Below are 18633 nucleotides of genomic sequence, written 5' to 3' on the forward strand. Positions count from 1 at the left end.
ACGACGAGATGACCGCCTGTCAGCAACCATAGCCGAACAATAAGGAGATGTCTCAGTAGTTGACCCACTGAATGGGATCACTAATGTGTAGGTGGGTGTCGGACGCTGCACTTACACGGCCGGTTTCACCTTGTGGCGTGCTGGACGACGTAGTCCACCCGGACGCTGGAGGCGGGCTGCGCCGGCTGGTCCGGTGGCCGCACGATCGCTCCGTCGTCGCTGACGTACGCCACGGCGAGCCGGTGCGTCCACGCGAGCTCACCGGCGGTCACCACCAGCGCATCAGCGGCCGACCAGCTGACACCGACGTATACCAGGTCTTCACCGATGGTGTAGTCGGCGACCGGCAGCCCCTGGGCGAGACGCGCATCGACCTCGTCATCACTCAGCGCGTCGGGGCCGTTGAACGGAGGGAAGGTTCGGACGAGGTCGCGATAGAAGGACCTGATCGCCGGGGTGGCGCGCTCAATGCTGTCATAGTCATGCGGCTCCTCCCACCGGGAGACCCGATCCCACCACTGGGGAAAGTCCTCATCCGTAACCACCCCAGGCTCGAAGATCAGGATGTCGTAGCTCATGCTTCGAGGCTAGCAGCGCGGACGCCTCCATCAGCGAGCACTGCAGCCCGCCCCCCTCTACGCCGGGCGATAGGTGAAGCGGTCCCAGCCCAGGGCCTCGATGCGCTCGGCCATGCGCTCGCACATCCCATCCCAGCCGGGCGCCACGACGTCGAACTCGCCGCTCGTCCCCTCGGAGCGGGCCTGCTGGAGGGCGTAGACCCGCGCCCCCGCCGCGTGCACCCGCCGGGCCACCTCGACGGCGTCGTCGGCCGTCACGTCCCCGGGCACCACGGTGGTGCGCACCTCGAAGTCGGGCCCGCCGCGGCCGGCCGCCTCGATGAGCACCTCCAGGCTCTTCCAGGCCCTCGCGGCCGCGTTCGCCCGGCCGACCACCTGCCCGTAGTGCTCGGGCAGGGCCTTGATGTCCAGCCCCACCCAATCGACGAGCCCGGCCTCGATCATGTCCCGCAGCCGCCGCGGGTAGGGCCCGGCCGTGTGCAGCCCCACCTGGAAGCCCATGTCGATGACCTCGCGGGCGGCGTCGGCCAGGGCGTTCTGGCGCAGGGCCTCTCCGCCGGTGAGGACGACGCCGTCGAGCAGCCCGCGCCGGCGGCGCAGCAGGGCGCGCACCTCCTCCCACGCCACCTGGCCGGGCGTGCGGGCGGGGATGAGGGCCTGGTTGTGGCAGTAGAAGCAGTTCCAGGGGCAGCCCTGCAGGAAGACGGTCGCGGTCAGGTGGTCAGGCCAGTCGACTGTGCTCATGGGGACGAGCCCGGCGATCACCAGGTCGTCAGCGGGCCGGCGGTCGGGGCCGGCGGAGGCGCCCCGACCCGCACCGTCCTCAGTGACCCGGGCCGGCTGGGCAGTCTGTGAGTTGGTCGGCGGACGTGTCTGCGGTGAGGTCACTGCCCCCTCCTCTCGGAACGTTGTCGGGACTGCGGGGAACTGCCGGGCTGCGGGGCCGACCCGAGGGCCGGCGTCGTCGCGACACCGAGCCCGCTGGGCGCCGTCGCCGGATCATCCGACGGCGCCCAGCGGTCCCGGCGGGTCCTCTCAGGCGCTCACCGCACTCAGGCGCGAGACAGCCGGGCCGTGGCCGCCGGCGGCGACCTCGGTGAACATCTGCCGCTCGGCGTACTCGCCCTTCTTGCCGATATTGAAGGAGCGCACCGGGCGGAAGTAGCCCATGACGCGCGTCCACACCTCACACTCGACCGGCTCGGCCTCCGGGTGGAGCTCGGCGCACTTGTCGCAGGTGAGGTGCTCGCCGACGAGGTAGCCGTGGACGGGGCAGATGGAGAAGGTCGGCGTGATGGTGATGTAGGGCGTGCGGAAGGCGGTCAGGGAGCGGCGCACCAGCTCCTTGCAGGCGGCGGCCGAGGAGATGCGCTCGTTCATGTACAGGTGCAGGACGGTGCCGCCGGTGTACTTGGTCTGGAGCTCCTCCTGCATCTCCTGGGCCTCGAAGGGGTCGTCGGTGTAGCCCACGGGGATCTGGGAGGAGTTCGTGTAGTAGGGGTTGGACTCCGTGCCGGCCTGAAGGATGCCGGGGTAGCGCTTGCGGTCCTCCTTGGCGAAGCGGTAGGTGGTGCCCTCGGCCGGCGTGGCCTCGAGGTTGTAGAGGTGGCCGGTGGCCTCCTGGAACTCGACCATCTTGTCGCGCACGTGGTCCAGGAGGCGCACGCACATGGCGTGGCCGCGCGGGTCGGTCAGGTCGTAGGCGTCGTGGGTGAAGTTGCGGACCATCTCGTTCATGCCGTTGACGCCCAGGGTGGAGAAGTGGTTGTCCAGGGTGCCCAGGTACCGCTTGGTGAAGGGGAACAGGCCGGCGTCGATGTGGTGCTGGATGACGGTGCGCTTGAGCTCGAGGGTGTCGCGGCCGATCTCGAGCAACTCGTCGAGCCGGGCGGTCAGGGCGGCCTCGTCGTCGGCGTAGAGGTAGCCGAGGCGGGCCATGTTGATGGTGACGACGCCGACCGAACCGGTCTGCTCGGCCGAGCCGAACAGGCCGTTGCCGCGCTTGAGCAGCTCGCGCAGGTCGAGCTGGAGGCGGCAGCACATGGAGCGGATCATGCCGGGGTCAAGCTCGGAGTTGATGAAGTTCTGGAAGTAGGGCAGGCCGTACTTCGCGGTCATGGTGAACAGGAGCTCGGTGTTAGGGGCGTCCCAGTCGAAGTCGCGGGTGATGTTGTAGGTGGGGATGGGGAAGGTGAAGACCCGGCCCTCGGCGTCACCCTCGGTCATAACCTCCATGAAGGCGCGGTTGATGAGGTCCATCTCCGCCTGAAGGTCGCCGTAGGCGAAGTCGCAGACCTCGTCGCCGATGAGGGGGTGCTCGTCCGCGAGGTCCGCGGGGCAGGTCCAGTCGAAGGTGAGGTTGGTGAAGGGGGTCTGGGTGCCCCAGCGCGAGGGGACGTTGAGGTTGAAGATGAGTTCCTGCATGCACTGCTTGACCTGGGCGTAGGTCATGTCGTCCAGGCGGACGAAGGGCGCCATGTAGGTGTCGAAGGAGGAGAAGGCCTGGGCGCCGGCCCACTCGTTCTGCAGGGTCCCCAGGAAGTTGACGATCTGCCCGACCGCCGAGGAGAAGTGCTTGGCGGGGCCGGCGGCGATGGCGCCACGGACGCCGTTGAAGCCCTGCTGGAGGAGGTCCTTGAGGGACCAGCCGGCGCAGTAGCCGGCGAACATGTCCAGGTCGTGGATGTGGAGGTCCGCGTTGCGGTGGGCCTGGCCGGCGACGGCCGGGTAGACCTGGCTGAGCCAGTAGTTGGCGACGACCTTGCCGGAGGTGTTGAGCATCATCCCACCCAGCGAGTATCCCTGGTTGGCGTTGGCGTTGACGCGCCAGTCGGAGCGGTCCAGGTACTCGGTGATGGTGGCGATGGCGTCCACAGTGGGGCGCTCGCCGCGGGCGACGGCCGAGTCGGCTGAGCCGGGGGCCACGAGGCGCGGGTCGGTGGCGGGGGTGGCGGCCGGCGGCTGCGCCGAGCCGTCAGCTGCGGGGGCGGTGGAGGCAAGGTTCTTCTCGAGCACGGGTCTCTCCGATGGTCCTTCTCGTTCCTGTTCGCGGCCCTGCCGAGCATGGATAGGGCCGGTCCTTCCGGGTGCCGTCAGCGGCTGCGCGCTGCCTGCGGGGAGCGGGGCGGTCGGCGGCACCGGTGCCGACCATACTCCCAAATCACATCGATGAGACACATCATCTTGTGTCTAAATTGTATCTCAACCACAACATCTTGCGATAGAGGTATGGACTTTCGTCCCGATAGGTTACGCCTTCCCGCACGATCTCGCGGATGCCGTCGAAGCTGGAACGCGAGCCGGCAGGACCACCCGGAGAGCGCACATGAGGTCCAGATCACTCCTGCCCGGCGTGTTGGGGCGAGGTCGGAAGCACACCCCTCATCCCCGCGCGCAATCATTCACCACAGGCCCCACGCGCCCCACGCGCCCCGGCATCATTGCCGCCGACCTCCTGTCATCCCCGGCGAAGTGGCATCACCGGAACCGTGGAAGCCCTCTTGAGGGAGGTTCGTGCCCAAATCGGATACAAAGGAGTCCAACCACTTTTCACCGCGCCACACGAACCGCGGAATCATGCGGTTCTATCAGACGCACTCAGTACTCGTTGCCGCCTTTGTATCCGATTTGGACACTCCCCACCTCTCCAAGACCCTCAGCACGTCCGGAACGACCTGATGTGCATAGACATCCTTCCTCGTAAAGCGCAGCGGCAGGAAGCCGCGGGCGACGAGCCGGCGGTCGCGCCAGCGGTCGAGGCCGAACTGGTACTCGTCGCAGTGGTAGGTGTAGCCGTCGAGCTCGACGACCACCCAGTCCTCGATCACCAGGTCCACCTCGCCGACTCCCTCGATCTCCACTCCGTCATCAAAGCCCAGGCCCGCAGCCTCAAGGTCCATTCGCACCAGCGTCTCCAACGGGGAACGGGCCCGGTCGCTGGCGCGATCGAGTCGAGCAAGCGCCCGAGCCGAGCCGGGGCCGCGAAGCAGATTGCGAATCTGCTCGGCAGTAACGCGCTCGTCGTGAAGTGCCGCATCGAGAGCGATGAGTGGGGAGTCGTCTTGGACGTGGCAGCGCAGGAAACGAGCCAGCGCCTCAGGGAGTGGCTGAACCGGATAAGAGGTTGGCGATATACGAGTCCGGTACCGGTCTGCATGGAGCACCTCCCGCCCGGCGGTCGAGAATCGCCTGCCGGGCGCAACCACAAGATGAATCTGCTCGGTCCCTTGGGCCACGGGCAGCCCGTAGTAGCGCATAGCGGCCTGGCAGGTGAGGAGCCCTCCATGAATGCGCGCCAGCACAACCGCGCGCTCAGCACCCGGGATACCGACAACCCCATGCTCATAGGCGATGAGCTCACCGGTTCTCACCAGCGAGGCGACATGACGGCGCTGGGTGCGGGACAGGTCAAGGTCCCGAACGCGCACCGCTCCGTAGCAGCCACGAACAACGGCGAGCAGGTCTGTGCCCAAGGTGCTCATGGAGCCCATTGCCGCCCGGCTGCGGAGTGGGTGCAACCCGGCCGCCGACGCCCTGTGGACAACTGGCGCATCCGTCAGCCTGTGGCCTCCAGGACCCATCGAAGTGTCACCGATGTCGTGACACAGAACTGTCACCCATGTCCAGAGACATCACGCCCGGCAGCCCGGGCATGGTGTCCAAATCGGACACAAAGGATCCCAACAACGTTTCACCCAGCGATACGAACCGCGGAATCATGAGGTTCTGTCAGGCGCACTCAGTACTCGTTGCCGCCTTTGTATCCGATTTGGACACTCCCCACCTCTCCAAGGCCCTCTGCACGCCCGGGACCACACGGGAGGCCGTTCGCCGGCATCACCGTTGCCCGCGCTCACCCAGATCCGGGCGGGACACCCCACCTCACCCCGCCACCCCGTCCTTCTCGTGGACCGTCACGGTGTTGTCGGGCTGGCCCGACATCGACCGACCAGGTGGCTGGATCGTGTGGGCGATCACGCTCCGACAGCCTGGTCCCATGAGCACGGATACCTCTCCCTTCCACCGTTCCCGACCTCCGTCGCAGCAGGTCAGACCCATATCTCCCATCCAGTCTCGGGGCCCTGGGCGTATGTGCCCACCTGGATCCTGGCGGCGGTGTCGCTGCCCGGCCTGTACGGGATCGTCCGGGGCATCACGCTGTGGCCGGATCTGCCCGCCCTGCCGCGTCTCCGGGCCTGGCTCGGCTGGACGCAGGTGGCGCTGACTGTCGCCTTCGTCGCCGTCTGCCTGGTCGTCGCCTGGCCCAAGGCCTGAGCCGGCCACGCCTGGCACCGCGTTCGTACCCCACGCCGCATCCCGGGGCCCTGTCCTCACCACCGGCGAGCTGAAGGCGTGAAGGCGACGCTGCCCCTCCCCTCATTCACCACCGATTCACGTCCGGAAAGCTGACACCATGACTGATCGCCGTTTCTCCGCGCCCGGTCTCACCCGGCACCTGCTGGCCCCGATCGCCGCCCTGCTGGGTCTGGTGGCGGGCCTGAGCGTCCTCATCCTGCCCTCCCCCGCACCGACCACCGCCGACCCGACCACGTTCTCCGCCGAGCGCGCCATGGCCGCCATCAACCGCCTCGCCGACGAGCCCCACAGTGTCCTGCGCCGCGGGGCGCACGGCCGGGCGCGCGACGACGTCATCGGCATGTTCACCGACCTCGACTACACCCCCACCGTGCACTCCGACCCGATGTTCGATCTCAGCGACCCGGCGGACAAGAGGATTTTCGATGACTTGTCCGCCGAGCAGCAGGCGACGCTCAAGGACGCGAAAGCCGACACGATCGTCGTCGACGTGCCGGGGAAGTCCGAGCACACCATGGCGCTCATGGCCCACTACGACTCGGCCACGGTCGAGGCGGACGAGAGCGGCCATCAGCACATCACCGACGGCACCTCTCTCGGGGCAGCCGACGATGGCTACGGCGTGGCCGCCATCGTCGAGACGCTTCGGGCCCTCAAGGCCGAGGGGCGCCAGCCGGAGAACTCGCTGAAGATCGTCATCACCGACGGCGAGGAGATCGGCCTCATCGGCGCCCGCAACGAGATGCGCCACCACCGCGCCGACTACGAGAGCGTCGACCTGGTCCTCAACCTCGAGGCGCGCGGCACAAGCGGCCCGGCACTCATGTTCGAGACCTCCCCGAACAACAGGGCCGTCGCCGGCTACTTCCTCAGCCACGTGAAGCAGCCCGTGGCCGGCTCGCTCCTCCCCTCGCTGTACGCGCGCATGCCCAACACCACTGACATGGCGGCGTTCATCCCCAAGGGTTTCACGGTGCTCAACATCGCGGCGATTGGGGCGGCCGAGCACTACCACCACCCCACCGACGCCCCGCGCTACGTCGACCACTCGACCCTCCAGCACTACGGCGACCAGGTCCTGGACCTCGCGCGGGCCTGGGCCTTCGACGGGCAGGCCCCCACGCTCACGGCCGACGGCGACCTTCACTTCTTCCAGCTGTGGCGGGGGCTGACGGTGCGCTACCCGGCGGCGGTCGGGACGGGGCTGGGGTGCCTGGCCGTCATCGCCGCGCTCGGCGTCGTTGCGGTGCGGGCACGGTCGCTGCGCTGGAAGCGGGTCCTGGGGAGCGTCTGGGGTCTGACGTGGCGGGCCGCGTTCGCCTCTGCCGCCGCGGGGCTGGTGCAGCGCGGGGCCATGGCGATGAAGTGGGCGCCGGAGAGCGGGCTCGGGCCGAACCCGCTGCTGGTGTGGATGTTCGCCGGCGGGGCCCTGATCGGGTCCGGGCTCACGGTGCACTTCGTGGTGCGGCGGTGGAAGGAGGGGCTCGGTCAGGAGACCCTCGCCGCGGTGGTGCTCCTGCTGGCGGCGGCCTGCGTGCCGCTCATGGTGCTATTGCCCGGCGCTGCCTACGTCCTGGTCCTTCCCACGCTCGCCCTGGCGCTGACCGCGCTGGCGCCGAGGCGGGTGCGGCCGGTGGTCGGGGCGCTGGCGGCCTTCATCATCGTGGCGATCCTTGCCCCCGCGGTCCTGCTCATCCACGAGATGCTCAGCCTGGGCGCGGTGTGGGTGACCGTGTTCTTCGCGATCGTGCCGGTGGCACCGCTGGCGCTCGTGCTCCTGCAGGCCGGTTCCCGGCACGCCCGGGGCGCCACCGCGTGGACCAGCAGCAGTTCTGACGGCGTTCCCGACGGCGCTGCCACGGCAGGTCGGGCTGCCGCGACGGCGTAGGGAGGCGCACAGAAAGCCGCCGCTGCAAGCGCGGCCTCGGGGCCTCGGGACCACTCCTAGTGAGTGGCACCGAGGCCCCGGCCTGTTGAGCGGGGTGGATCAAGGTCCCGGCCGGGTGCGACGGGGCTGGTGCACGAGTCTCTTTTCGAGGTTTTCCACAGGGTGTCCTCGGGGCCTGGTTTGGGGGCGTTGGGGCAGGTAATGTCAATGCACCGTCTGGACGGACAGCGTCGCCCGGCCGGGCGGGGTATGGAGTTGTTTCGGTGGCGAGGAGGCTTCCGTGATGAGTGCGTCCCTACAATCCGCTGCGCCCGTGGGTGTGCAGCGTCCTGCATCCGGCCATGGCCGGGTCACCATCTTGGAGCGCCGCCCTGCCGCGCACAGCCGCCGCAGGGGTGTGGCCGGGTTGGTGGCGGTGTGTGTGCTGGCGCTGGGGGTGGCGGCCTGCTCGGTGAGGGACGCCAAGGCTGAGGCCAGTGCAAGCGCCAGTGCCAGCGCGTCGGCTGCTGTTGCTCGGGCTGAGAAGGGCATCGCTGATGCCAACGCGAGTGCGACCGCCTCGCGGGAAGCGGCCCTGACTCCTGAGCTGCGCGCCAAGCGCGATGCCGCCCTGGCCGAACCCGCACCGGCCAAGCCCGAGCAGATGAATGACCAGACACGCGAGGGGGCAGCCATGACGGCCTGGTACTTCCTCGAGCTGTACCGCTACGCCTACATGACCGGCAACACCACCGAACTAGCAAAGATGAGCGACGACCGCTGCCAGTTCTGCAAATCCGTTATCGATCGAGCCACCAAGCTCCACGAGGACGGCGGATGGACCGATAAGTGGGACCAAGAAATCACGAACTACACATACTACGAGAAAATCGACGGATACGACTACAACGAACTAGATGTCACCGCCAATCAGGGAAAGGTAGTGTCGCACCCAGGCGGAGGGAAAGATCCGACAATTTCCGACCCCAAAGATAACCAAGTCCTGGACTTCGCAATCCGATACAACGGAACTCGCTGGATGATCGGCGGAGTCAAGGTGTTGGAACAATGAAATTCCACGACCATTTCACCATTACCCTATTGCTATGCGCGGGAGCGCTGTCTCCAAGTGCCGTGAGTGCACCAGGTTCCTCTCAGGACTCTGGAACAGCTGTAAGCTGGGGAGCGGAGTCCGGCGACAATCATGTCGTCACTCATGGAGAACGTCGTGAAACTGTGACTCCACCTCAGCCAGCAGAGCATCCTGAGCCTTCCAGCCCGCCTGGAACGACGGTGCAGTACTCAGACAGTCAAACCAAATTAGCGATACCTCACGGCAACTGCAAATCTTATCAAGATGAGAACAAGAAAATGCGGGCTGCATGCAATTTGGCTCCAGATCCTGAGCCCTCCGAGCCATCAGCAGAGCCGACCGTCATTACGCTGACCACCCGCCAGGCCGCCACGCTGATCGCTTCCGGCTCGGGTATCACGCGCCAGCCCCCGGGCCCCAAGGTCATCATCTCCAAGGCCTTCATCGTCTACACCAACCCCGCCGTGCGCTACCAGACCACCACCATCCTGGGCACCCCCATCGAGGTCGAGTTCGCCCCCACCTCCTACACCTGGGGCTGGGGAGACGGCACCACCACAACCACCACCGACCCAGGCGCCCCCTACCCCCACCAGACCGTCACCCACTACTACCAGCACACCGCCACCAGCGTGACCACCACCCTGACCACCACCTGGACCACGAGGTTCCGCCCCGCCGGCGAGAGCCAGTGGCGGCCCATCGAGGGCACCATCACCACCACCGAGACCACCACCCCCTACGACCTGGTCCGCGCCATCACCTACCTCACCGACGACGCCGAAGAAGCCCAAGGCCACTAACCCCCACACCCAGCACACGCGGCCGCACCCCAGACCACCAGCTCGGCCGGCGAACGGTGTCACAATCGGCGACTTTTAGGAGCACACCTGGCCGACAACATCGCACCCTGGCACACGTATGCGCTGGCCAGAGCCCCACAGACCCGGGCACACCAGCCGACAGGTAACATAAAAGTCGCCAACCGTGACACCAAGACCTCTCAGACCACCGCCGAGACCCCACTCAACCCACGGCACCTAAGCCCCAGAGCCGGCACACGCGGCCGGAGAGCAGGCCGCTGGCTCGCTCGGCGAATGGTGTCACTGTGGGCGACTTTTAGGGACGAGCCAGACTCATGGACATCACGCCCCGGTGCATATGCGCAGGTCAGAGCCATACAGGCCCAGGCGCGCCAACCGATGGACGGCCTAAAAGTCGCCATCCGTGACACCAAGACCCCACAACCCACCGCCGAGACCCCACAGACGCCTTCATCCACCGGTGGTGCAGACTGTGCCCCATGGCAGACGGGACCGCACGCGACCTCACCGGGCTCCTGGAGTCCATCGGCGGGCGCGACGGCCGGCTCGTCCACCTCCAGCGCACCCCGGCCCGCCCCGGCCACCACGCCGACTGGCCCGACTGGGCGGACCCCGACCTCGTGGCCGCCTACCGCCGCCTGGGCGTCGAGCGCCCCTGGACGCACCAGGTCGCCGCCGCGCACTCCGCCCACGCCGGCCGCCACACGGTCCTGGCGACCGGCACCGGTTCGGGCAAGTCCCTGGCGGCCTGGCTGCCGGCGCTCTCCGACGTCCTGGCCGCCCAGTCCCCCGGCGCCGACTCGCGCATCTCCGCCCACACCCGGCGCCCCACCACCCTCTACCTCTCCCCCACCAAGGCGCTCGCCGCCGACCAGGCCGCCGCCCTGGCCCGGCTCATCGGCGAGCTCGAGGCCGTCCAGCGCGAGGCTGGCACGCCCGCGGGCTCCCTGCGCACGGTGCGCGCCGGCACCTGCGACGGCGACACTCCCCTGCCTGAGCGCGACTGGGTGCGCGCTCATGCCGACGTCGTCCTGACCAATCCCGACTTCCTCCACTTCTCCCTGCTGCCGGGCCACGAGCGCTGGAGCCGCCTCCTGCGGGGCCTGCGCTACATCGTCATCGACGAGTGCCACGCCTACCGCGGGATCCTAGGCGCGCACGTCGCCCTCGTGCTGCGCCGCCTCCTGCGACTCGTGGCGCGCCTGCGCCCGCGCGGCCCGCAGCCGGTCGTCCTGTGCGCCTCGGCGACGGCGGCCGAGCCGGCCCTCACCGCGGCCCGCCTCATCGGCGTCGAGCCCGACGACGTCGTGGCCGTCACCGACGACGCCGCACCCGCCGGGGAGCGCACCCTGGCCCTGTGGCAGCCGGCCCTGCGCGACCCCTGGGTGCTGCCGGCCCCCGGCGACGGCGGTCCGGCCCCCGCGGACTCCCCGAGCCCCGATGCACCCCAGCCCACACACGCCACAGCCGACGGAGAAAGCCTCCCCACCCCCAACGTCACGCCGCCCCCGCAGCAGGTCACGGGAACAGAGACCCCGCCGAGGACCGGCACCGACGCCATCGCCTCCGCCGCCCACCGCCGGCCTCCAGTCACGAGCGGCGCTACCCCGCCCGGCAGCGCCGAACCGGACTCGGGCGACCCTGGCGAGGACCCCTCGGCGCGGCGCAGCGCCGTCGTCGAGGCCGCCGAGCTGCTCGTGGATCTGCTGAGCGTGGGCGCCCGGGCGCTGGTGTTCGTGCGCTCGCGTCGCTCGGCGGAGGTCGTGGCCGAGCGGGCCCGCCACACGCTGGGGCTCTCGCTGCCCGAGCTCGTCGGCACGGTGTCGGCCTACCGCGGCGGTTACCTGCCCGAGGAGCGTCGGGCCCTGGAGGCCGACCTGCGTTCGGGCCGGCTGCGCGCCCTGGCCACCACCAATGCCCTGGAGCTGGGCATCGACGTCACCGGACTGGACGCGGTCCTCATCGCCGGCTGGCCGGGCACGCGCGTCTCGCTAGGGCAGCAGGCGGGCCGGGCCGGACGCGCCGGCACCCGCGGCCTGGCCGTCCTCATCGCCTCCGACAACCCGCTGGACGCCTACCTGGTGCACCACCCCGAGGCGGTCTTCGCCGCCCCCGAGGCCACGGTCTTCGACCCGGCCAACCCCTACGTGCTCGCACCCCACCTGTGCGCCGCCGCCTCCGAGGCGCCCTTGCGGGCCTCGGACCTGGCCCTGTTCGGCCTGCCCGACGACGCCCTGCTGCGCGAGCTGGAGGGTCGGGGCGCACTGCGGCGTCGGCCCACGGGCTGGTTCTGGAACGTCAACCTGCCCGGGCGGCCCCAGGACCTGACCTCCCTGCGCGGCGACGGGCCGCCCGAGGTGCCGGTGGTGGAGGCCGACACGGGCGTCATCATCGGCACGGTCGACGGCGCGGCCGCCGACTCCACCGTCCACGAGGGCGCGGTCTACGTCCACCAGGGGCGCGTCTACGTGGTCGAGGAGCTGGCCGACGACGTCGCCCTCGTGCGGCAGAAGGCGGCGGTCGGCTACCGCACGCGGGCCCGGTCGCGCTCGAGCGTGCGCATCATCGCCGAGCGCGAGCAGCAGGTCTGGGGGCGGCCGGGTCAGACGACGCCGGAGGACTGCCGTGAGCCGTCGGCGCGCGAGCCGGAAGAGCCGGCCGTCTCCGCTGCAGGCTCCGGTCTCGGCAGCGGCTCCGGCGACGGTTCCGTTCCAGCCGGTATCGGCCCCGATCCGGCCGGCAGCGGGCGGGCCAGTTCTGCCCCCGGTGACGCCCCCGAACCCCCGGGCGCAGGCACCATCACCTGGTCCTTCGGTTCGGTGGAGGTCACCAGTCAGGTGACCGGCTACCAGCGGATGGCGCTGCCGGGCGGGGAGGTCGTCTCCCAGCACTCCCTGGAGATGGGCGAGCACGTGCTGCCCACCGCCGCCGTGTGGTGGACGATCCCGCAGGAGGTCTGCGAGGCGGCGGGCCTGGAGCCCACCGACCTTCCCGGGGCCCTGCACGCGGCCGAGCACGCGAGCATCGGGATGCTGCCGTTGCTGGCCACCTGCGATCGCTGGGACATCGGCGGGCTGTCAACCGCAGCGCACCCGCAGACGGGGGCGCCCACGGTCTTCGTCCACGACGGGCACGCCGGCGGCGCGGGCTTCGCCGAGCGCGGCTACCGGGCCGGGCGCGACTGGCTGGAGGCGACGCTGGCCGTCATCGAGGGCTGCGGCTGCGCGAGCGGCTGCCCCTCCTGCGTGCAGTCGCCCAAGTGCGGCAACAACAACGAGCCCCTGGACAAGGCCGGGGCCACCGTCCTGCTGCGGCTCCTACTCGAGGCGGCGCCCCAGACCCCCTCGACCACCGACCCCGCTCACCGAGACCTGTCCAGAACGGACGACTCGGACGCCCCTCGACCCCAGTGACCAGAGGCAACTGAGCTCCGACCTGCTGCTCTGCGAGTCACACCTCGCAGAAGCGGTGGCAACGTCGTCCGACACGGTCAATCCAGCCGCCGGACCTGACGCGACGTGAGCCCACCCCCTACGCGGGCATGACCAAAATTCATAAGACGCTCTCCCTCATATTCATGAGATGCTCGCCCTCACGCACCGTGAGGCTGATACGTTCCCAGCATGCTCGTTCGATTACTGCGCAGGCACCTGCGACCGTATACGGGGCTACTGGTGTGCGTCCTGGTGCTTCAGTTCGCACAGGTGATGGCCTCCCTGTACCTCCCCACCCTCAACGCCGACATCATCGACAAGGGTGTGGCCACCGGGGACACCGGATATATCTGGCGGATGGGCGCATTCATGCTGGGGGTGAGCCTGGCCCAGGGCGTGTGTTCGGTCGCGGCGACGTATCTCGCGGCGCGCGCGGCGATGAGCATGGGCCGGGACCTGCGCGGCGAGGTCTTCGACCGGGTCAGCGGCTTCTCCGAGCGGGAGATCTCCGCCTTTGGGGCTGGCTCGCTCATCACCCGCAATACCAACGACGTCCAGCAGGTCCAGATGTTGGTGATGATGAGCGCCACGATGCTGGTGACGGCGCCGGTCATGGCGGTGGGCGGCATCGTCATGGCGGTCACGCGCGCCCCGGGCCTGTCGTGGCTGATCGGGGTGTCGGTGCCGGTCCTGCTGGTGGCGGTGGGCCTCATCGTGAGCCGGATGCTGCCCCTGTTCCGCTCCTACCAGGACAAGCTCGACGCCATCAACCGGGTGATGCGCGAGCAGCTCACCGGCATCCGAGTGATCCGCGCCTTCGTGCGCGAGGAGGCCGAGACCGAGCGATTCGGGGACGCCAACACCGATATCGCCCGGGTCGGCGAGCGCGTGGGGCAGCTCTTCGTCCTGCTGTTCCCGCTGGTGATGCTGGTGCTGGACGTGACGATCGTCGGCGTCATCTGGTTCGGCGGCCACCAGGTCGGTGACGGCGACGTGGAGGTCGGCACCCTCATCGCCTTCATGTCCTACCTCATGCAGATCCTCATGGGCATCGTCATGGCGAGCTTCATGACGATCATGATCCCGCGCGCCGCCGTGTGCGCCGAGCGCATCAGCGAGGTGCTGGCGACGCCGCCGACCATCACCTCCTCCCCCGACGCCGTCGACACCTTCCCGACTCCCGGAACGGTTGAGATGCGGGACGTCACCTTCGTCTACCCCAACGCCGACGCCCGCGTCCTGGCAGAGGTGAGCTTCACCGTCCAGCCCGGGACGACGACGGCGATCGTCGGCTCGACGGCGTCGGGCAAGTCCACGGTGGTGCGGCTGCTGGCCCGGCTGCTTCAGGCCAGCAGCGGGCAGGTGCTCATCGGCGGCACCGACGTGCGCGAGGCCGACCCCGAGGCGCTGTGGTCACAGATGGGGCTCGTGCCCCAGCAGCCCTTCCTGTTCGCCGGGACCGTGGCCTCCAACCTGCGCCTGGGGCGCGAGGAGGCCACCGACGACGAGCTGTGGGAGGCCCTGGAAGTCGCCCAGGCCAAGGACTTCGTCTCCAAGATGGACGGGGGGCTGGAGGCACCCATCGCCCAGGGCGGCACGAATGTCTCGGGTGGTCAGCGTCAGCGCCTGGCCATCGCCCGGGCCCTGGTGCGCCGGCCCGACATCCTCATCTTCGACGACTCCTTCTCGGCCCTGGACGTGTCCACCGACGCGCGGCTACGCGAGGCCATGGGGCCGGCGACGGCCGGTATCACGAAGGTGATCGTGGCCCAGCGCGTCTCCACGATCGTCGAGGCCGACCAGATCCTCGTCCTGGACGGCGGACACCTGGTGGGTAGCGGCACGCATACCGAGCTGCTGGCCACCTGCGCCGTCTACCGCGAGATCGTCACCTCCCAGCTCGGAGCGGAGGCCGCAGCATGAGCAGGAACGCAAGCAGCCACATGGGCAAGAAGGCCGGCAGGAACACCGGAGAGAACACTGACAAGATCGCCGGCGAGAAGGCCGGGAGCGGTGCGCGGACCGCCGCGAGCGCCGCCGTCGGCCCCGATGAGCTCAGCGAGGAGGACCTCAAGCTGGCCGTTGAGGCGCAGGCCGCCTCGGGCGACTGGCACGACGGTCCGCCTCCGGGCAAGGCCGAGGCCTTCTGGCCCTCCTTCAAGCGGATGGTCGGGCTGCTGGGCGCCTACCGGGTCTCCCTGATGATCGTGGCCCTGGCCGCCGTGGGCACGGTGGTGCTGGCCGTGGCGGCCCCCAAGGTGCTGGGGCAGGCCACCAACGTCATCTTCGAGGGCGTGGTCTCCACGATGCTGCCGGCCGGCACCACCAAGGCCCAGGCCATCGAGGCTCTGCGGGCGCGGGGGATGGATGACTTCGCCACGATGCTCTCGGCGATGGACGTCGTCCCCGGTGCGGGCATCGACTACACCCGCCTGGGCCGGATCCTGACAGTGGTGCTGGGCCTGTACGTGGGTTCAAGCCTGCTCAACTGGCTTGAGGGCTGGCTCATCAACCGCATCACGATCAAGGCCCTCTACCGGCTACGCGCCCAGGTGGAGGACAAGGTCCACCGCCTGCCGCTGAGCTACTTCGACACCGTCCAGCGCGGCGAGCTGCTCAGCCGCCTGACCAACGACGTCGACAACGTCACCAACACCCTCCAGCAGTCCCTGTCCGGCGCCCTGACCGCGATCCTCACGGTGGTGGGCGTGCTGGGGATGATGTTCTCCATCTCCTGGAAGCTGGCGCTGGTGGCACTCATCATGTTCCCGCTCATGGGTGTGGTCTTCGGGGTGATCGGGCCGCGCTCGCAGAAGGCCTTCACCCACCAGTGGGCACGCACCGGCAAGATCAACACCCGGGTGGAGGAGTCCTTCTCCGGGCACGCCCTGGTGCAGGTCTACGGGCGCACGGCCTCGGTGCGCGAGGCCTTCGCCGCCGAGAACGAGGAGCTGTTCCGGGCCTCGCTGCGCGCGCAGTTCCTCTCCGGGATCATGATGCCGATCATGCTGGTCATCGGGAACATCAACTATGTGGCCATCGCGGTGGTCGGCGGCGCCATGGTCGCCTCCGGGTCGCTGCGCCTGGGCGATGTGCAGGCCTTCATCCAGTACTCCCAGCAGTTCTCCCAGCCCCTGGGCCAGCTCGGCGGCATGGCCACGGCCGTGCAGTCCGGGACCGCGAGCGCCGAGCGGATCTTCGAACTGCTCGACGCCGAGGAGGAGCGTCCCGACGACGTCGCACCGAAGAGCACCGGCGCCGCGGGGACCGGTCCCAGCACCTCGGCGGCTTCGCCGAAGAGCCCGGCGGGCCCGGGTGTCATCGAGATGGAGCACGTGCGCTTCTCCTACAGTCCGGAGGTCGAGCTCATCCGGGATCTGTCGCTGCGGGTGGACCCCGGGCACACGGTTGCGATCGTGGGGCCCACGGGGGCGGGCAAGACCACGCTGGTCAACCTGCTCATGCGCTTCTACGAGCTCGACGGGGGACGCATCCTCATCGACGGGCGCGACATTGCCACCATGACGCGTCACGACGTGCGTCGCCGCACCGGCATGGTCCTGCAGGACCCGTGGCTGTTCGCGGGCACGATCCGCGAGAACATCCGCTACGGGCGGCCCAGGGCCAGTGATGAGGAGGTCGAGGCCGCCGCGAGGGCATGCTTCGTCGACCACATCATCAAGGCCCTGCCGCAGGGCTACGACACGGTTCTGGAGGAGGACGCCGCGAACATCTCCGCCGGCGAGCGCCAGCTGCTCACGATCGCGCGGGCCTTCGTGGCCAACCCGGCAGTGCTCATCCTCGATGAGGCCACCAGCTCGGTGGACACCCGCACGGAGCTGCTGGTCCAGCAGGCGATGAACGCGCTGCGCGAGGGCCGCACGAGCTTCATCATCGCTCACCGTCTGTCCACGATCCGTGACGCCGACACCATCCTGGTGATGGAGCACGGCGACATCGTCGAGCAGGGCAGCCACGATGAGCTCATCGCAGCGGGCGGTGCCTACGCGCGCCTCCACGCGGCCCAGTTCGCGGGCGGCGCCACCGTCGCCGTCGAGGACTGAGGGCCGGACTGCCCCCGATGTCCGGCGGCGCCGGCCCGAGTGGAGGCCGGTTCTCGCCGGTCCCCACCCTCGAGGATGCACGGTAGGCCTCGCGGACTGTACCCGTGACAGGCGTCGTCGAAGGCTGACGTGCGTCCTCGACGCCTCAGGCGCCCGGGCGCACCGTCTCAACGACCGGATTCGGGCCGGTTCACGGCGTGGGTGGGGCGTCGACGGGGCCGGCACGGGCCCGGGCGGTGGCCTGGCGGGGTCGACCGAGGATCGTCGTCGGGACGACGACGCTGACGGTGACGTCCTCACCGGCCACGGAGCAGGCGCTCACCGAGGCGCCATTGGCTGCAGCCACGCGCTGCGCCATGGCGCAGGGGTCGCCCGGGGCAACGACCGAGGACAGGACCGTGGCACCGGAGATGGCCGCGAGATCGGCCGCGGCCCGGGCCCGGCCGGTGGCGCTCTGGGCCTGGATGAGGCCCGTGATGCCGACTGCCGCGGCCAGCAGCACGGCGATGACGCCGAGCGCGTAGACGGTCCCCGAGCCGCGCTCGTCACAGCCGGGGCGGTTCATGGGCTGCTCGGCTCGGTGTAGGTGCAGGCGCGGGCCCGGGCCGTCAGGCCCAGCCCGCCCAGGGGGCCGGGGACAGGGCGGGCTGCGGTGACGCAGGTGAGCTCGCCCTGCTCGACGCCGAGGCTCACCCCTCCGGCCACGCGCTGGGCGGCGCCGGCGTAGTCCTCCTGGCCGATGGCGGCCTGACGGGCGGCGGTGCGGGCGGCGTCGGCCACCCGCAACTGAGTGACGCCAGCGCTGACCGCCGCCAGCACCATCAGCAGGACGAGGACGACGGCAGGCAGTGACAACGCCGTCTCAGCCGTCACCATCCCCTCCTCTCCTCCTCCGGTGCACCCGCCCTGGTCGCCGCCCCAGCGGCCTCGTCGGGGCCGGCGACCAGGTGAGGGATGCGGTTCCACGCGGCCGGAATGCCGGCGGGAAGCGGGACCCGGGCGGCGACGTCGGCCACCGCCGGGTACCCGGGCCACTCGGGGGCGAGCGCGCCCACCTGCTGCGATGACAGCGCACATCACACCGAGAGCGCCTGCTCGATGATGGACTGCAACGCCCCGCTCAGGCTGCCCGAGCGCATGAGCGCCAGCAGCAGGCCGGCGAAGGCCGCGGCCGCCAAGGTGCCGATGGCGTACTCGGCGGTGGCCATGCCCTCCTCCTTGCTCGTCAAGCGCCGCAGGAGCGCTGGCAGCGTCGAGGCGTCACTCGGGCGGGCCAGCATCACGCTGGTGCGCAAGGTGGTCCGGGTGGGTCTCCTCATGGTGGTTCTCCTCTGGTCGGTGGGGACCAGCACACCGCCGCTCCCCAGCGGGCGCCGTGCCCGCCCCACCAGCATCGGGCCGCCCCGAGCCGCCGCGCTCAGGGGCTTGTCAGCCCTGTGGAGACCACCTGCAGTCCC

At 69.6% G+C, this 18633-nt stretch carries 15 protein-coding genes; 7 read left to right on the forward strand and 8 right to left on the reverse strand.

Going from position 1 to position 18633, the window contains the following annotated elements:
* Positions 1–125 precede the first annotated feature (125 nt).
* From HMPREF9058_RS12620 to HMPREF9058_RS12635, 4 genes are all read right to left on the reverse strand, one after another.
* Positions 126–578 (reverse strand): hypothetical protein, encoded by a 453-nt coding sequence (locus HMPREF9058_RS12620; RefSeq protein ID WP_009407685.1) that lies wholly within the window; start codon positions 576–578, stop codon positions 126–128.
* Positions 579–635: 57 nt separating this feature from the next.
* Positions 636–1346, reverse strand: coding sequence for an anaerobic ribonucleoside-triphosphate reductase activating protein (locus HMPREF9058_RS12625; protein WP_043538434.1), 711 nt, complete (start codon positions 1344–1346; stop codon positions 636–638).
* 267 nt (positions 1347–1613) lie between these two features.
* Positions 1614–3593 carry a ribonucleoside triphosphate reductase gene (locus HMPREF9058_RS12630; protein WP_009407781.1) on the reverse strand — a complete coding sequence of 660 codons (1980 nt, stop codon included), beginning with the start codon at positions 3591–3593 and terminating at the stop codon, positions 1614–1616.
* A 572-nt stretch (positions 3594–4165) separates the two neighbouring features.
* Complete coding sequence (locus HMPREF9058_RS12635; RefSeq protein ID WP_050798079.1) at positions 4166–5059, reverse strand: hypothetical protein; 894 nt, start codon at positions 5057–5059, stop codon at positions 4166–4168.
* A gap of 610 nt (positions 5060–5669) precedes the next feature.
* Here HMPREF9058_RS12635 and HMPREF9058_RS13255 point away from each other — a divergent pair.
* The 7 genes from HMPREF9058_RS13255 to HMPREF9058_RS12665 all read left to right on the forward strand — a co-directional run bounded on the left by HMPREF9058_RS13255 (position 5670) and on the right by HMPREF9058_RS12665 (position 17176).
* Positions 5670–5852: a hypothetical protein gene (locus HMPREF9058_RS13255; RefSeq protein WP_009407476.1), complete on the forward strand. Its 183-nt coding sequence runs from the start codon at positions 5670–5672 to the stop codon at positions 5850–5852.
* A 139-nt stretch (positions 5853–5991) separates the two neighbouring features.
* A complete protein-coding gene (locus HMPREF9058_RS12640; RefSeq protein WP_009407636.1) occupies positions 5992–7782 on the forward strand; it encodes a M20/M25/M40 family metallo-hydrolase in 1791 nt (596 codons plus the stop codon).
* A gap of 409 nt (positions 7783–8191) precedes the next feature.
* A complete protein-coding gene (locus HMPREF9058_RS12645) occupies positions 8192–8833 on the forward strand; it encodes a DUF6318 family protein (RefSeq protein ID WP_139019063.1) in 642 nt (213 codons plus the stop codon).
* A 317-nt stretch (positions 8834–9150) separates the two neighbouring features.
* Positions 9151–9657, forward strand: coding sequence for a zinc transporter (locus HMPREF9058_RS13930; RefSeq protein ID WP_254654173.1), 507 nt, complete (start codon positions 9151–9153; stop codon positions 9655–9657).
* A 500-nt stretch (positions 9658–10157) separates the two neighbouring features.
* Positions 10158–13091, forward strand: coding sequence for a DEAD/DEAH box helicase (locus HMPREF9058_RS12655; RefSeq protein ID WP_009407637.1), 2934 nt, complete (start codon positions 10158–10160; stop codon positions 13089–13091).
* Between the two features lie 210 nt (positions 13092–13301).
* Entirely contained in the window at positions 13302–15035 is a 1734-nt protein-coding gene (locus HMPREF9058_RS12660; RefSeq protein WP_009407506.1) for an ABC transporter ATP-binding protein, read from the forward strand.
* Positions 15032–17176, forward strand: a complete 2145-nt coding sequence (locus HMPREF9058_RS12665) for an ABC transporter ATP-binding protein (RefSeq protein WP_009407539.1) — start codon at positions 15032–15034, stop codon at positions 17174–17176. Before HMPREF9058_RS12660 ends, HMPREF9058_RS12665 begins: the two co-directional genes overlap by 4 nt.
* Positions 17177–17366: 190 nt before the next feature.
* On the opposite strand, the gene HMPREF9058_RS12670 is transcribed toward HMPREF9058_RS12665, so the two are convergent.
* The 4 genes from HMPREF9058_RS12670 to HMPREF9058_RS12685 are packed head-to-tail and all read right to left on the reverse strand — an operon-like array spanning position 17367 to position 18495.
* Positions 17367–17741: an Rv3654c family TadE-like protein gene (locus tag HMPREF9058_RS12670; protein ID WP_009407515.1), complete on the reverse strand. Its 375-nt coding sequence runs from the start codon at positions 17739–17741 to the stop codon at positions 17367–17369.
* On the reverse strand, positions 17738–18052 hold the full coding sequence (locus HMPREF9058_RS12675) for a TadE family type IV pilus minor pilin (protein WP_043538407.1): 315 nt from the start codon (positions 18050–18052) through the stop codon (positions 17738–17740). Before HMPREF9058_RS12675 ends, HMPREF9058_RS12670 begins: the two co-directional genes overlap by 4 nt.
* Positions 18046–18231 carry a hypothetical protein gene (locus HMPREF9058_RS12680; protein ID WP_009407656.1) on the reverse strand — a complete coding sequence of 62 codons (186 nt, stop codon included), beginning with the start codon at positions 18229–18231 and terminating at the stop codon, positions 18046–18048. Before HMPREF9058_RS12680 ends, HMPREF9058_RS12675 begins: the two co-directional genes overlap by 7 nt.
* A gap of 21 nt (positions 18232–18252) precedes the next feature.
* The gene (locus HMPREF9058_RS12685) at positions 18253–18495 is read right to left on the reverse strand and encodes a DUF4244 domain-containing protein (RefSeq protein ID WP_043538408.1); all 243 of its coding nucleotides are present in this window, start codon (positions 18493–18495) and stop codon (positions 18253–18255) included.
* Between the last annotated feature and the right edge of the window lie 138 nt (positions 18496–18633).

Source organism: Actinomyces sp. oral taxon 175 str. F0384 (assembly GCF_000223355.1).
GTDB classification, from domain to species: domain Bacteria; phylum Actinomycetota; class Actinomycetes; order Actinomycetales; family Actinomycetaceae; genus Actinomyces; species Actinomyces oris.